At 67.7% G+C, this 15,021-nt stretch carries 14 protein-coding genes; 9 read left to right on the top strand and 5 right to left on the bottom strand.

Going from position 1 to position 15,021, the window contains the following annotated elements; translation table 11 throughout:
• The first annotated feature begins 274 nt into the window (after positions 1-274).
• From ACFM35_RS11395 to ACFM35_RS11380, 4 genes are read left to right on the top strand one after another with little or no spacing between them, the layout of a single operon-like run.
• Positions 275-1,855, top strand: a complete 1,581-nt coding sequence (locus ACFM35_RS11395) for an amidase family protein (protein ID WP_378842083.1) — start codon at positions 275-277, stop codon at positions 1,853-1,855.
• Positions 1,856-1,872: 17 nt separating this feature from the next.
• Positions 1,873-3,459: an amidase family protein gene (locus ACFM35_RS11390; RefSeq protein WP_378842081.1), complete on the top strand. Its 1,587-nt coding sequence runs from the start codon at positions 1,873-1,875 to the stop codon at positions 3,457-3,459.
• 31 nt (positions 3,460-3,490) lie between these two features.
• The gene (locus ACFM35_RS11385) at positions 3,491-5,056 is read left to right on the top strand and encodes an amidase family protein (protein ID WP_378842079.1); all 1,566 of its coding nucleotides are present in this window, start codon (positions 3,491-3,493) and stop codon (positions 5,054-5,056) included.
• A 48-nt stretch (positions 5,057-5,104) separates the two neighbouring features.
• Entirely contained in the window at positions 5,105-5,431 is a 327-nt protein-coding gene (locus ACFM35_RS11380; protein WP_378842077.1) for a nuclear transport factor 2 family protein, read from the top strand.
• A 61-nt stretch (positions 5,432-5,492) separates the two neighbouring features.
• On the opposite strand, the gene ACFM35_RS11375 is transcribed toward ACFM35_RS11380, so the two are convergent.
• The 4 genes from ACFM35_RS11375 to ACFM35_RS11360 form a co-directional block, all read right to left on the bottom strand.
• A complete protein-coding gene (locus ACFM35_RS11375) occupies positions 5,493-6,098 on the bottom strand; it encodes a hypothetical protein (RefSeq protein ID WP_378842075.1) in 606 nt (201 codons plus the stop codon).
• A gap of 89 nt (positions 6,099-6,187) precedes the next feature.
• Positions 6,188-7,267 (bottom strand): DNA polymerase IV, encoded by a 1,080-nt coding sequence (locus ACFM35_RS11370; protein WP_378842073.1) that lies wholly within the window; start codon positions 7,265-7,267, stop codon positions 6,188-6,190.
• A 39-nt stretch (positions 7,268-7,306) separates the two neighbouring features.
• Positions 7,307-8,536 (bottom strand): M23 family metallopeptidase, encoded by a 1,230-nt coding sequence (locus ACFM35_RS11365; protein WP_378842071.1) that lies wholly within the window; start codon positions 8,534-8,536, stop codon positions 7,307-7,309.
• An 85-nt stretch (positions 8,537-8,621) separates the two neighbouring features.
• On the bottom strand, positions 8,622-9,263 hold the full coding sequence (locus tag ACFM35_RS11360) for a CGNR zinc finger domain-containing protein (protein ID WP_378842069.1): 642 nt from the start codon (positions 9,261-9,263) through the stop codon (positions 8,622-8,624).
• Between the two features lie 60 nt (positions 9,264-9,323).
• Between ACFM35_RS11360 and ACFM35_RS11355 the strand changes: the two genes are divergently transcribed.
• From ACFM35_RS11355 to ACFM35_RS11335, 5 genes are all read left to right on the top strand, one after another.
• The gene (locus tag ACFM35_RS11355) at positions 9,324-10,646 is read left to right on the top strand and encodes an MFS transporter (RefSeq protein WP_378842067.1); all 1,323 of its coding nucleotides are present in this window, start codon (positions 9,324-9,326) and stop codon (positions 10,644-10,646) included.
• Positions 10,639-10,956 (top strand): hypothetical protein, encoded by a 318-nt coding sequence (locus tag ACFM35_RS11350; protein WP_378842065.1) that lies wholly within the window; start codon positions 10,639-10,641, stop codon positions 10,954-10,956. Before ACFM35_RS11355 ends, ACFM35_RS11350 begins: the two co-directional genes overlap by 8 nt.
• Positions 10,957-11,008: 52 nt before the next feature.
• Positions 11,009-11,809 carry a DNA-formamidopyrimidine glycosylase family protein gene (locus tag ACFM35_RS11345; RefSeq protein WP_378842063.1) on the top strand — a complete coding sequence of 267 codons (801 nt, stop codon included), beginning with the start codon at positions 11,009-11,011 and terminating at the stop codon, positions 11,807-11,809.
• Positions 11,810-11,867: 58 nt separating this feature from the next.
• On the top strand, positions 11,868-12,833 hold the full coding sequence (locus ACFM35_RS11340) for an arsenic resistance protein (RefSeq protein ID WP_378842061.1): 966 nt from the start codon (positions 11,868-11,870) through the stop codon (positions 12,831-12,833).
• A 132-nt stretch (positions 12,834-12,965) separates the two neighbouring features.
• A complete protein-coding gene (locus tag ACFM35_RS11335) occupies positions 12,966-14,240 on the top strand; it encodes an ice-binding family protein (RefSeq protein WP_378842059.1) in 1,275 nt (424 codons plus the stop codon).
• Positions 14,241-14,250: 10 nt separating this feature from the next.
• On the opposite strand, the gene ACFM35_RS11330 is transcribed toward ACFM35_RS11335, so the two are convergent.
• A complete protein-coding gene (locus ACFM35_RS11330) occupies positions 14,251-15,015 on the bottom strand; it encodes a CPBP family intramembrane glutamic endopeptidase (protein WP_378842057.1) in 765 nt (254 codons plus the stop codon).
• Positions 15,016-15,021 lie beyond the last annotated feature (6 nt).

Here is a 15,021-nt window from a genome sequence, read left to right as displayed (position 1 = left end):
GTGGAGCAAATTGGTAGGTCCAGATTGGGGCACACACAGGGGTCGTATGCAAACGAATTGGAAGACTTTACAAACACGAAACGAGGCCTGTGAGCGATGTTTCTCCTTTTGATCAGGTATTTGCGAGGCAAAATCATGCGCGCAAGGCGTGTGCTCGGTTACATGCCCCTAATACGAGAGCAACGGGCCAGACACCCAGTGAACTGCATTCGGTGCTACCAATTGATAGGGAGCTCCCGCTCAGGGTCCTGACCACATCGAGAGAGAAGACACCATGATCCAGTTCGACTTCGATGACCTGCAGAACTCTGCGCATCGCGTCGGCACCCACATCCACGACTACGAGCGCGACGACGTCGTACAGCTCGCAGAGTGGATGGCCTCCACCATCGATGAATTCCTCGAGGTGAGCCGCGCCCTCGTCCCCGCGCCCTCAGCTGTGCCCGCGGTCCGCGTTTCGGGAGCCACGCCGGCTCACGCGGAGGACCCGCTGAATGCGATCGTCCGCTGGGTCGACGTGGTCGCCGTCGCGAGCGAAGTCCAGAGCGATCTGCTCGCCGGCAAGAAGATCGGCATGAAGGACCTGATTGCCGTGGCCGGCATCCCGATCAGCGCGGCCTCTCTGCTGTTGGAGGGCTTCGTTCCTCGGGAGGATGCTGTGGTCACGGAACGCGTGCTGCGTGCCGGAGGGCACATCGTCGCCATGACGAACATGGAGGGCGTTGCGTTCGGGGGCGGAGGCGAGTCGGGCATCTACGGCGCAACCCTGAACCCATTCGACCTCACTCGGTCCACATCCGGCTCGTCCGGCGGATCGGCGGCATCGCTCTTCTACGACGGGATCGACATCACGTTCGGTACAGATCAAGGAGGGTCCGTCCGCCTGCCGGCGTCGTGGTGCGGAGTGCTCGGCCTCAAGCCGACGCATTCGCTCGTCCCCTACACGGGGATCGCGTCCCACGACCTCACCTTCGACCATGTCGGGCCTATGACGCGGACGACCGAGAACATGGCGCTCGCAATGGCGGCGATCTCAGGTCCGCACATCAGCGACGTGCGCCAGGATTCTGCGACGCCCGCCGATCTTCCTTTCGTACAGGCTTGGGCCGATGCCCCGGACACCTACAAAGGCGTGAGATTCGGGCTGTTGACCGAGGCACTCGCATCTGACGGCACGCCTGAGCGCGAGGCCGCGCTCGCAGGGTTCGCCGACGCGGTCGAGAAGATCCGGGCGCTCGGCGGCGAGGTCGTCGAGGTCTCGATTCCGGAGCATGACATGGCGGCTTCGATCCTCTTCGGAGCGATGCTGGAAGGCGTAGCGGCAACCCTCCACGGCAACGGCGAGGGATACCACCGCGGTGGCGGTCATTCGGTGGACGTCCGTCGCGCCGTAGGCAAGGGCCTGCTCGCGCACGGTGACGAGCTGCAGGCGGCCTACAAGACGGCCGCCGTTCTCGGCGAGCACCTGCGATCGAAATACTTCGGCACGGTGTACGCGACCGCCCAGACCGTCATCCCCGTCCTGCGAGCCGCTTACGATCGCGCGTTCGAGGAAGTGGACGTCGTGTTGATGGCGACGACACGAACTCCGGCGATGCGGCTCAAGCCCGAGGCATCCGTCTACGAGATGCACCGTCGGAGCTTTTCGATGACACAGGACACGCCCGCGCACAACGCCACTGGTCACCCTGCCCTCTCGCTCCCGGGGGCGGAGTCGGAGGGCCTCCCGTTGGGTGTGACGTTCGTTGGGCGCTTCTTCGACGATGCCCGTCTGATCGCCCTTGCCCGCACCTGGGAGAAGGCTTATGGCTGGCTTCCCGCGAACGCGCCGGTGTTCCGGTCCGGCAAAGACTGAAAGAAGGACGGACGAACATGATCGAATTCGAGTACGACGAACTCCGCGCCGCGGCTCAGCGTATCGGCACCGATTTCGGAGATTTCGAGCGAGTCGACATCACCCGGCTGGCGGAGTGGATGGCGGCGCAGGTCGACGAGTTTCTCATCGTGGCTGCCCCCCTTCAACCCTCGCTCGACGCGGTCCGCGCCGTGCGTGTCTCGGGCCCTGAGGCTGCGGTGGATACCGACCCGCTCAACGCGATCGTGCGGTGGGTCGATGTGGAAGCGGTCGCGGATGCCGTCACCAGCGATCTGCTGGCTGGCAAGCGGATCGGCCTCAAGGACCTCATCAGTGTCGCCGGCGTGCCACTGAGCGCCGCCAATAAAATCTTCGACGGCTTCGTCCCGCGCGAGGATGCCCCGGTCACACGACGGCTACTCGAAGCCGGAGCGCAGATCGTCGCGATGACCAACCTGGAGGGTATGGCGTGGGGCGGCGGTAGCGAATCGGGCCGGTGGGGGGCCGTCGAGAATCCGTGGGACCCTGCGCGTTCGACCGGCGGCTCTTCCGGAGGCTCGGGGGCGGCCCTCTTCTATGACGGCATCGACATCACTTTCGGGACCGACCAGGGCGGGTCCATCCGCCTCCCCGCATCGTGGTGCGGGGTGCTCGGCCTCAAACCCACGCATGCCCTCGTTCCGTACCAGGGCATCGCTTCCCATGAATTCACGTTCGATCATGTCGGACCGATGACGCGCAACACCGAGGATCTGGCGCTCGCCATGTCCGCGGTTTCGGGGCGGTCGATCGGTGACCCCCGCCAGGTCGCCGGCACGCCTGATCTTCCGTTCGTCGATGCGTGGGCCACTGCACCGACCCGCTTCGACGGTGTCACCTTCGGTGTTCTCAAGGAGGCGATCGACTACTCCGACGGTACGCCGGAGCGTGAGGCCGCGCTCGCCGCCTTCCACGACACCGTGGCGGGGCTCGAGGACCTCGGCGCCACAGTGATCGAGATCTCGATCCCGGAGCATTTGGTCGGCGGATCCATCATCTTCGGGGCGATGGTCGAGTCCGTAGCGACGACCCTCACGTCGTTCGGCGACGGCTACCACTGGGCGGGTGCGCACTCGGTCGAGACCAGACTCGCCGTGGGTAAGGGTCTGGCGGCCTTCGGTGCGGAGATGCCGCCCGCCTACCGGGTGTCGGCAGCGCTAGGGGAACTCTTGCGCCAGCGCTACTACGGCACCGTCTACGCCCAGGCGCAGAATGCCATCCCCGCCGTGCGGGCCGCGTACGACGCCGCGCTGCAGCACGTCGACGCGATCGTCATGCCCACGACGCCCACCACCGCGATGCTCCGCACCCCCGAGGCATCCATGTACGACACCCAGGTGCACTCGTTCTCGATGGCGATCGACACCGCCACGCACAATGCCACCGGTCACCCGGCTCTGTCGATTCCGGCTGCGGAAGTGGATGGAATGCCGCTCGGAATCATGATCGTCGGCAAGCACTTCCACGATCACGAACTCATCGCCTACGCGCGCACATGGGAGATGTCCCGGGGATGGTTGCCTGCCGACCCGCCTGTGTACGACGTCGTAAGGCCCGCACTGTGAACCGCACCCGCATGACCTTATGGAGGAAAAGATGACGACTGTAGCGACATCCACCGCCCCTGTCACCCGAGACGACATCGTCGACTACGCCGCACGCGCCGGTTTCCCCGTCCAGGAGATCGACATCGACGAGCTCCACGAGCTCGTCGGGTTCGTGTACGAGAGCGTCGAGCGATTCCGGGCCAATTCCGAGCTCCTCGCCGCACCCGTCGGTGAAACGATCGCACCGCGGCAACCCGGTCGGCTCGCCACCCGCGAGGACGATCCGCTGAACGCGGTAGTCCGCTGGGTCGATGTGAAGGGCGCGGCCCAAGGCCCTCTCGCGGGCAAGCGCCTCGCGGTGAAGGACCTGTTCTCCGTCGCAGGGGTGCCGATGACCTTGGGCTCCGAGATCCCCTCCGGTTACGCACCGTCGAAAGACGCTGTGGTGATCGCGCGCCTCCTCGCCGCGGGCGCGACGATCGTCGCGATGACCAACCTCGAGAACCTGGCGCTTTCCGGCGGCGGCGAAACGAGCGCGTTCGGGCCGGTGCGAAATCCGTTCGACCCCACGCGTGCGGCGTCCGGCTCGTCCGGCGGTTCCGCTGCATCCCTGTCGTATGACGGTGTGGACATCGCCATCGGCACCGACCAGGGCGGGTCGGTGCGGCTGCCGGCCGCCTGGTGCGGTTACCTGGGCCTGAAGCCGACCTTCGGGCTCGTGCCGTACACCGGCATCGCGTCGCTCGACCGTTCGGTGGACCACGCGGGTCCGATGACCCAGAACGTCCAAGACATGGCGCTGATGATGGATGTCATGGAGGGACCGGATCCCTCGGACCCGCGTCAGGCGGTCGACCAGCCTGTCATCGACTTCGCAGCGGCAGTCGCTGGGGCGCCGACCCGACTGGACGGCGTTCGCATCGGCATTGTGGCCGAGGCCCTGCAGATCGAGGACGACGGACACGAGGGTCGCGCCGAGACCGTCTCGGCGTTCCTCGAAGCCATCGGCCGTCTCGCCGACCTGGGGGCGGAGGTTGTCGACATCTCGATTCCCGAGCAGGTGCTGGCCGGCGACGTCATGTTCGCCGCGCTCATCGAGGGCATTGCGGCTAACCACTGGTCCAACGGTGAGGCGCACAACTGGACGGGCACGTACAACCCCGAGTTCGCGCAGGCGATGTCGCGCGGCTTCAAGGAGCGTGGGGCTTTGGCCCCCATTACCTATCAGGCGATGGTGACCGCGGGTGAACTCGTCAAAGACCGCTTCGACGGCGCTGTTTACGGGGAGGCTCGGAACGCGACCGTGGTGCTGCGGGCGGCCTACGACGCAGCTCTGGCGGATGTCGACGTCGTCGCGATGCCGACAGCGACGCATTATGCGCACAAGATCGACCCGGACGCCACTCGCGCACAAGTCGGTCGCCGCGGATGGACGATGACGGGCAACACTCCGATCCACAACGTGACAGGGCATCCCGCCCTCTCCATGCCGGCGGCGGAGTACGAGGGCCTACCCGTCGGGGTCATGCTCGTCGCGAAGCACTTCGAAGATGACCGGCTGCTATCGATAGCGAAGACTTACGAATTGAACTACGGGTGGTTGCCCGCACGCTGAGCGGACCCGAGCCTGGACGCGGCCGCGCCCACGCGGAAGGATCGGGGCATGACCGACATCCCCGCCCCCATCTCCGCCTTCATCGATGCGACGAATGCCGGAGACTCCGACGCCTTCGTCGCGGCCTTCGCGGAAGACGGGTCGCTCGACGACTGGGGCCGTGTGGCGCGGGGCCACCGCGGCATCCGGGAGTGGGATCGCACCGACAACATCGGCAAGCAGTCCCATTTCGAGCTCGTCGACATCGCGGAAGACGGACCCGACACCTACCTGGTGCATCTGACGGTGACCGGTGCGGGGTTCAACGGCACCAGCCCGTTCCGCTTCACCCTGCGCGGCGATCTCATCGAGACGGTCGTGATCGTCCCCGACTGACGCGCGCCGGGCGCGTTGCCGACACGAACCGCCGGTCGCCGCGACAGGGTTCGCGCGGGACTCACCGACTCAGACGGATGCCTGAACGCTCGAGCTCCTGCGCCGCCAGCGCGCGCATGACGACCTCGTCGCCCCGACGCCAGGCGCCCATGGCATCGCGGTCGACCCGGGCGATCGTCGAGATCTTCAGGTTGGTCAGCGCACGGAGGGCCAGGAGATCGATGCCCACCCCGGCGCGGACCATCGACCGCGCGCGACCGGCGCGCACGGCGAAACGGAGTCGCGGCACCAGCCAGACCACGAGGATCATGATGACGGGCAGGGTCGCGATGCCGACGCCGAGCGTGACCGCCAGCTGGTCGACCAACTCCTGCTGACTCTGACCCGCTGCCTCGAGCACCCCGCCCGCGTCGCTCGCCCCGGTGAACGGCGCCCGGATGCCCTGACCGATGAGCGGAACACCGCCGAGGGTCTCGCCCACCTCGGTCATGCTCTGGCGGAAGTCCGCCCCGGCGTCCTCGATCTGCTCGCCGTACGCCGCCAGGTCGCTGATCAGCGCGTGAACCGCGACCCCCAGCCAGATCCAGCAGGCGATGAGCACGAGGGCGATCACATCGGCGAGGACCTGCCGGGTTCGGCGCGGCGCGAAGTCTGAGTACGGTTTCACGGCCCCATGCTCGCACGGGCCGAGGTGCCCTGCTCCGAGGCATGCGTGACGATGGGGTTCGCCGACACGCGCGGGGCGATCGCGCGGCGTCACCACCCCCCGCGCGTCGGCGTGTGCCCCTCGCGGGCGTCGTCGGGCATCGCCATCTCGGCGCGCACACCGAGGAGGCGGACGGGCCGGTCGGGCTCCATCTTCGCCACGAGCGCCATCACGTGGGCGAGCACCTCCCGCCCGTCATCCGTGGGCGGCACTTTCTTCGTGAAGGTCTTGGTGGAGAACGGGGCGTAGCGAACCTTCAGCGCGAGGCCGACGACGGGTCGCCCCTCGGCGGCCACATCGGCGAGCACCTGCGAGAGCAGATCGCGGATCGCGTCGTCGATCTGCTCCGGTGTCGTCAGGTCCCGCGGGAACGTCGTCTCGTGCGCGTGTCCGCGGGCCACCCAGGGAGTGTCATCGACGACCGACGAGCCCTCGCCACGCCCCAGTTGGGCGTACCACGGACCCATTCGCGGGCCGAACTCCCCCGCGAGCTTCGCGTCGTCGGCGGCGGCCAACTCTGCGATGGTGCGGACGCCGAGGCCTTCGAGTCGCCGCGAGATCTTGGTGCCGACGCCCCACAGCTCGATCGTCGGGCGTGGTCCCATCACCTCGAGCCAGTTCGACGCGGTCAGGCGGAAGGAGCCTCGAGGCTTTCCGAAACCGGTCGCCACTTTCGCCCTCACCAGGGTGTCGCCGATGCCCACGCTGCAGTGCAGCGAGGTTCGTGCGAGCACCGCGCTCTGAAGATGTGCCGCATACGATTCGGGATCGGATGCCTCGATCCCGACGAACGCCTCGTCCCACCCGAGTACCTGCACGACAGCTCCGGGCTGCTCGCGCAGGGTTTCCATCACTTCAATCGACACGGCCGTGTACGCCGGGGCATCGACCGGGAGGATCACCGCGTCCGGCGCCTTGCGCGCGGCGATCCTCAGCGGCATTCCCGACCCGACACCGAACTTCCTCGCCTCGTAGGACGCCGTGGAGACGACGGCGCGCTCGGTCGGATCCCCTCGCCCGCCGACGATGAGCGGAAGGCCCGCCAGCTCAGGATGCCGAAGAACCTCGACGGCCGCGATGAACTGGTCCATGTCGACGTGCAGCACCCACCGGCGGGTTTCGTCGCTCATGCCTTCAGTCTGGTGGACGGCATCCACGGGAGGTCGGGATCACTTCGCCGGCGTCGGATAATCTGTCACGCTCAGCCAGATCGGATACAGGTCCGTCTCCGATCCCGCGTCGCCGAAGTCGATGGTGAAGGGGCCGCCCTCGTCGATGCCGGCATCGAGGTCGTCGGCGGTGATGGATCCCTGCAGGGTGAAGGAGTCGTACACGAAGGGGATGCCGTTCGACCCGAGGGGACTGGGGGAGTCCATGAGGTGGAAGTGCAAGTGGGGCGAGTCGGTGTTGCCGGTGTTGCCGAGCAGGGCGATCTCCTCCCCCTTCTTCAACTGCTGACCGACCTCCACCTGAACGGGATTGCCGGTCTGCAGGTGGGCGTAGAACGCGTACACGCCGTTCCCGAGATCCTGCACGATGTGATTGCCGCCGTACTCGTCGAGGGTCAGGCCGGAGGGATTCGCGCCGGGCGTCTGCTCGGGGAGATCGAACCGCATCGACACGATCGGTCCGTCCCCGACGGCGAGGATGCTCGCGCCGTAGTACGGATAGCTGCTCAGGTCATCCGCCGGTCCGTCACGGAAAGAACCCTCATCATCGAGTCTGACGTAGTCGATGGCGTACCGCTCCGGTGCGTGCAGCGATCCGTTGATCGGATTGACGGCCGCCCGGTGCGGGGTGACCGTGCAGCAGCTGTTCCCGTTCAACCAGCCGGCTCCTTCCAGCGGCGGGCCGATGACGACCGCCGGCGCGGCATCCACCGTCGTCACCGCCAGACGCTCGGTCATCTCGTTCGGAATGATCGGCAGCGCGCCGGGGTCGAACCGGAGCGTCACATCGTGTGCGAGCGTCGTGGGCAGCGCGTCCATCGAATCGACGACGACGTCGAGCCACACCAGCGCCCCCTGGCCGGGCCCGAGGGTCCTCGTCGCCGCGGTGGCACCGGAGACATGCACCCACGGCAGGACGTCGTCCCCATCGAGACGCTCGAGTGACGATCCGGTTTGATCGAGCACGTCGACCGAGGCGATCGTGGCGGTCTGACTCGTCACGTTGCGGAGATGAAGCTCGTAGGCGATGTGCACGCGACCGTCGGTCGTGGGAACGCCCCGGGGAACGCTTATCACCTCGCCGATCACGGGGGTGAAGCGGTCGTCGGGCACATCGGCGACGGAACCGGCCGCCGACACCGTGGACGTCGGCGGCGGAGTGGAGGCCGTGCACGCGACGAGGAGAACGGATGCCGCGGCGAGCGCGGCCGCGGCGGGGAGGCTGCGCATGCGATGAGTATGACACCGGCGAACTCCACGGAGAAGGTCCGGTCGCCCCGTGAATGCTCAGGTCTGCGGGACCTGGGTCACGTTCTCAGGTGGTCGACTTCGTCCGCTCGTAGAACTCCCGCACCCGGTTGCGGTTCCCGCAGTCCGCCGAGACGCACCAACGTCGATTGTGCCGGGGGGAGGTATCGAGGAACACCCATCCGCAGTCGGCGTCCTGACACTGCGCGAGCTGCGCGAGATCGTCGCGGGACAGGAGATCGAACGCCTCCAGCGCGATCCGCCGACGGGGCAGTGCCAGGTCGATCGGGAACTGCCAGGACCAGCGCCCGCCGACCCACTCGAGGCGTCCGCGGTCGAGCGCCTCCCGGTACTCGGCGATGATCGGCTCCGGGTCGGCGGCCGCGTACAGGACGCGATAGATCGCCTCACGAAGTCGTCGCACACGGGCCGTCTCCGCTCCAGGATCGGCGCCGGTACCGGGTCCGGATGACGGAGCCACGGAGGCCTCCGCAGCACGCCGCAGGTCGTCGGCGTCACGCTCGCCGATCAGATCGAGCTGCGTCGACCACCGGAGGACATCGGCGTACTCGTTGAGGTCCTCCTCGAATCGAGACGGCGAAAGCCGCCACTCGACCGTGTTGACGAAGTCGAGGGCGCGGTGCCCGGCGATCCGGGAGAACTCGCGTCGATGGCCGGCCTTCCCCGCCGTCTCCGCCTCGCCATCCATGTCATCAGTCTAATGGTCTACGACTTGCTATCGCATTAGAGATGCGCGAAGGTCTAATGCATGAACAACCGATTACGCGTTACAAGCAGCCCGCCTCGCGGGTGGCGTCGCGACTTCAGGCTGTTCTGGTTCGCGCAGGGAGCGTCGGTGACCGGCGACCAGATCAGGGAATTCGCCGTCCCGTTGATCGCCGTCTCGGTTCTGCATGTCTCATCCATAGATCTCGGCGTGCTCGGCGCCGCTCAGTGGCTCCCGTTCCTCCTTCTCTCGCTCCCGCTCGGCGTGGTGATCGACCGGCACCGGCGGCGGACGATGCTGATCGTCTCCGAGCTCAGCCGCGGCATCCTCACGATCGGACTCGTTGTTGCCGCCGCGACCGGCGTGCTGGGATTTCCGATGCTCCTGGTGGCGGTGATCGTGCTGGGCACCTTCACCGTCGTCTACGAGATCGGTCATCAGTCAGCGATCCCCGCTCTCGTACCGCGGGAACGGCTCGGGGTCGCGAACTCGCGGATCCAGGCCACGGCGGCTGCCGGCGAGGTGGGGGGTCCCGGACTCGGCGGGCTGCTGCTGCAGGTCTTCGGAGTCACGGCGACGCTCGCGGTCAACGCCGTCACCTATGTGCTATCTGCGGTGGCGCTCATCGCGATGCGTTCGAGCGAGGTCGCGCCGATCGCCGATCGGCGCAACTTCCTCTCCGAACTGCGGGCGGGCGCTCGGCACGTCATGCGCGATCCGTTCCTCCGGGCGAACGTCGGCTTCTCGGCCATCTACAACCCCTTTGCACAGTGGGTCACCCTCCTGCTCACCCTCTACGCGGTCCGGGAGCTCGGCCTATCTGCCGCTCAGGTCGGCATCGTCTTCTCCGCCGGAGCGGTGGGAGCGCTCGCCGGCGCCTCGCTGGCGTCACGGCTCTCATCGCGGGTCGGAGCGGTGATGGTGATGTGCGCGACGGTCGAGTGCGCTGCCCTGCTGCTGATCCCCGTCGTGGATCCTGCGTGGGAAGCGTTCGCCAGCGTCGCGGTCCTCTCGGTCCTCATGGCGGTCAACGGCATGGGCACCGCGCTCTCCAGCGTCCTGCTGATCACGATCCGGCAGCTGCGAACCCCGAACGAGCTCCTGGGCCGCGTCAATGCGACGATGCGCTGCGTGACCTACGGCACCATTCCCCTGGGAGCCCTCGCCGGCGGGCTGGTCGGCGACGTCCTGGGCGCCCGTCTCGGCATCCTCGTCGGCGCCGTCCTCTGCTTGTCGACGATCGCCTGGGTTGCGCTGTCACCCCTGCGCACGGTGCGGCGGCTCGATGACATCGCCCTCGATCGAGCGCCGACGACGGGGGCGACGGATGCCTCACTCTCACAGACAGGAGCAGTTTATGGATGATCATCACGAGGTGGTCCGCATGTGGTCGGGCACCGTGCGCACCCGGGATCGAGATGTGTACGCGGAGTATGTCGAGCGCACCGGGATGGCGCAGTACCGGCGGACGCCGGGCAATCTCGATGCCTGGCTGCTGACGCGAGACGTCGGCGACGGCACCACGGAGATCACCACGGTGTCACGATGGCGATCGTTCGAAGCGGTTGCGGCGTTCGCGGGGGAGGACGTCGACACCGCGGTCTTCTATCCCGAAGACGACCGATTCCTCCTGACTCGAGACGAGCGCGTGCGCCATTACGAGCGGCACGGCTGAGGCCTGCGCAGACGGGCGCCACCGTGTCGGCGGCCACGCTTACGATCACGGTATGCCCGAAGGCGACAGTGTGTATCGCCTCGCGGAGCGGCTGCGCCGTGCGTCCGACGGCGCGGTCATCGTCGCCGGAGAACTCCGCTCGGGCAATGCCGCGGGCGCTTCACTGGCCGGGCTGCGGATAGAGGAGTACGCGACGCACGGCAAGCACCTGCTGATGCGGCTGAGCGACGCCACCACGGTGCACACGCATCTGCGGATGCAGGGCAGCTGGAGCATCACGGGCCGCGGCAAGGCCCTCCCGCGTGCCGTTCAGCCCTCCGTGCGGGTGCGCCTGCAGCTGACGAGCGGGGTCACTCTGTGGGGAATCGACCTTCCCGTCGTCGAACGCGTTCCGACCGCGAGCGAGTCCGATGTGATCGGTCATCTCGGACCCGATCCGCTCCGATCCGATTGGGACGCGGAAGAGGCCGTGCGCAGGCTGGCAGAGGATCCCACCCGCCCGCTCGTCGCCGCGCTCCTCGATCAGCGGAACATGGCGGGTCTCGGAAACCTGTGGGTCAACGAGGTGGCGTTCCTACGCGGCATCCACCCGTTCCGGCCGATCGGCGAGGTCGACCTCGATCCCCTGGTCGGCACGGCTGCGCGGGCGCTGCGCCTGTCGGCCACCACGCCGGGTCTCTACCAGGTGACGACCGGCCGATCCGGTAAGGGCTCATCGCACTGGGTCGTCGGCCGCGCGGGTCGGCCGTGTCTGCGATGCGGCACGGTCATCCGGGTGCGCGCGGAGCGGCCCCTCGATCCCGAGCAGCGGCGCACCTGGTGGTGCCCGTCGTGTCAGCCCGAAGGTCGATGATCCGCGGCGACCGCGACAGATGAAGCGGGTGGCGCCCGCAGCGCCCATGCTGGATGGCATGGGCAGAGCGGTGGAGTGGGGCGAGCGCCATCAGATCGCGCTCTATCTGGCCGCGATCGCCGCCGGCGCCGGGCTGGGACTGATCGCACCCGCATGGGCGCATCCGCTGGAGCTCGCGATCACCCCCGCCCTGGGCCTCCTCCTCTACGCGACGTTCCTCGGCGTGCCTTTCCCGTCGATGCTCCGCGGGTTCCGCGACGGTCGCTTCCTCGGCGCGGTGATCGTCGTGACCTTCGTGCTGGTCCCCGCCGTGGTCTTCGTTCTCACCCGTTTCGTCACCGACGATCAGGCCGTCCTCGTCGGTGTACTCCTGGTGCTGCTCACTCCGTGCGTCGATTACGTCATCGTGTTCGCGGGGCTGGCCGGCGGCGCCCGCGACCGGCTCCTGGCGGCGACGCCCCTGCTGATGCTGGTGCAGGTGGCGCTGCTCCCGCTCTTCCTCTGGGTGATCGCGGGCGGCGAGGTCGTGGCGGCATTCGACGCGCGACCGTTTGTCGACGCGTTCCTGCTGCTGATCGTGGTGCCCCTCGTCCTCGCCGTGGGCACCCAGGTGCTGGCGGAACGGGCCGAGGTCGGGCGCCGCGTCGCACGGGGATCGACGGCGGTCATGGTGCCTCTCATGATGGTCACCCTCGCCATCGTGATCGCTTCGCAGATCTCGGCCGTCGCCGGCTCCCTGCCTGAACTGCTGCGGGCGGTGCCGCTGTTCGTCGTGTTCGTCCCGATCGCCGCCGTGCTCGGCATGCTGGTCGGAGGAGCCATCCGAATGGACGCCCCCGGCCGTCGCGCCGTGATCTTCAGCGGGGTGACCCGAAACTCGCTCGTCGTCCTCCCGCTCGCCCTGGCGCTCCCGGCATCATCCTTCGCCCTCACTCCCCTGGTGGTGGTGACCCAGACACTCGTCGAGCTCGTCGCGATGGTGATGATGGTCGCGCTCGTACCGCGACTCATCCGCCACCCGTAGGTCACGGTTGGGTACACGCTTCGGAGAGAACGGACTGCAGTCACCCGCGGCGTGCTAGTACTGGCAACAGGCGCAGCTGCTGTCGACTCTCGGTCGCAATCCTTGTTCCTCCCTAATGAAGGGGATCGAACTTTGGTCCAGCAATCCGCACGTGTCCGCTCTGTCGTCGTCACCCTCGCCACAGCCTCCGCTGCTCTCGCCCTGGCGGTGATGCCGCTGTCGGCAGCATCCGCGGCCACCTCCATCGACGGCCCCATCGACTTGGGAACGGCCGCGCCGTTCTCGGTGCTGGCAGCGTCGACCGTGACGAACACCGGACTGTCGGTCCTGAACGGCGACGTCGGTTTGAGCCCGGGCACGTCGATCACCGGTTTCCCGCCGGGCGTCATCAACGGCGTGATTCACGCCACGGACACGGTGGCCGCCACGGCCCAGAACGATCTCACGACGGCATACGGGGTGGCGGCCAGCCTGACGCCCCAGCAGAGCGGACTGGAAGACCTGACGGGACTGTCTCTGACGCCGGGCGTGTACTCGGGTGGCGAATTGTCGGTCACCGGCGCGCTGACCCTCGAGGGCACGGCGCAGTCGGTCTGGGTCTTCCAGGCCGCGTCCACCCTGACCGTCGGCTCGAGCGCCATCATCACTGTCACCGGTGGAGCGAGCGCGTGCAACGTCTTCTGGCAGGTCGGCAGTTCCGCCACGCTCGACCCCGGCGCGCAGTTCGTCGGCACCGTGATGGCCAACGAGTCGGTCAGCGCCAAGACCGGCGCGACCGTGACGGGACGACTGCTCGCCCGCACCGCCGCCGTGACCCTCGACACCAACACGATCACCGCCCCGGTCGGGTGCGAATCGACGCCCGGCACGGTCACGTCGAGTCCTGAGATCACGTCGAGCGCGCCCCCGGCCGGCCGCATCGGCGAGAGCTACTCGCACACGATCACTGCTTCGGGCACACCCACTCCGACGTACGCGGTGACCGGGGGAACGCTGCCGACCGGTACCGGTCTCGACTCGGCCACGGGCGCCATCACCGGTCAGCCCACGGCGGAAGGCGCCTACGATGTCGAGATCACCGTGAGCAACGGCATCCTGCCCGACGTCACGGTGGCGTACCGCATCGTGATCTCGCCGGCGGTCGTAGTCGCCGAGGTTCCCGTCGTGATCGCACCGAGGGCGATCGTGCCCGAGGGTCCGAGCCTGGCGGCCAGCGGCGTGGACGTGGGCGTCACTCCGGTCGTCGCCGCAATGCTTCTCGGCGGGGGACTCCTCCTGCTGGTCTTCGCGGCACGCCGCCGACCGACGCCGGCGATGGTGCCGACCGTCGCGCCGACCACTCTTCGACGCGATACCTTCGTCGACGCACCGCGCACCCGGAGATCACTGCGTCACGACCGCGGCTGATTCCGCCCGGTCAGCGCGCCGCAACTCGGACGGCGGGCTTCTCGTCCGTGCCCTTGATGACCCAGAAGACGGTCGCGAGCGCCAGCACCCCGACGACCGGTCCGAGAACGGCTCCGAGCGGGATGCCGATCGGCGCGTGGCCGACGGCGAAGACCGAGACGTCCCACAGTCCGTGGAGCACCATCGCCCAGACCAGCGAGCCCGTGACGCGGCGCAGGATGTAGAACGCGGTGCCCGAGGCGAACGCGAGCACCGCCTGAAGGACCGACGCGGAGACCGGAGCCCCGAGGATCACGTTCGACAAGTGCATGAGCCCGAAGAGGGCGCTCGAGATGAACCACACCCATCCCTCGCTCAGCCGCGACCGGAGCGAGGTGAGCACCAGGCCTCGGGCCATCATCTCCTCGCTGAATCCGACCAGCACACCGAGGGCGATCAGTGACAGCAGGAAGGAGGTGTCGAACTGCGACCAGTCCGTGTTCGCCAGGTTGAGGACGGCCGCGATCGCCATGACGATCGGCACGAAGACCGGCCACGTGCGCTGCGCCCGTTTCTGCTCGAAGAGAGCGGGCCGCCACCATCCCAGCAGAGAGGTGACGATGACGAGCAGCGCGGCGGCGACCGCGAGATCCATGACGGCGCCCCGCCACGTGGCATCCGCTGTCGTCCCGACCTCAGGAAAGGGGATCCCGCTCAGCAGTGTCACCGTCACGATGACGACGCAATAGCCGAACCAGATGACGAAGGCCATCCACGGTCGAGGGGTGACGCGCATGGGTGG

The sequence above is a fragment of the Microbacterium songi genome, from assembly GCF_042747925.1.
In the GTDB taxonomy this organism is placed as follows: Bacteria; Actinomycetota; Actinomycetes; order Actinomycetales; family Microbacteriaceae; genus Microbacterium.
This window is presented reverse-complemented; position numbering and strand designations above follow the sequence as displayed.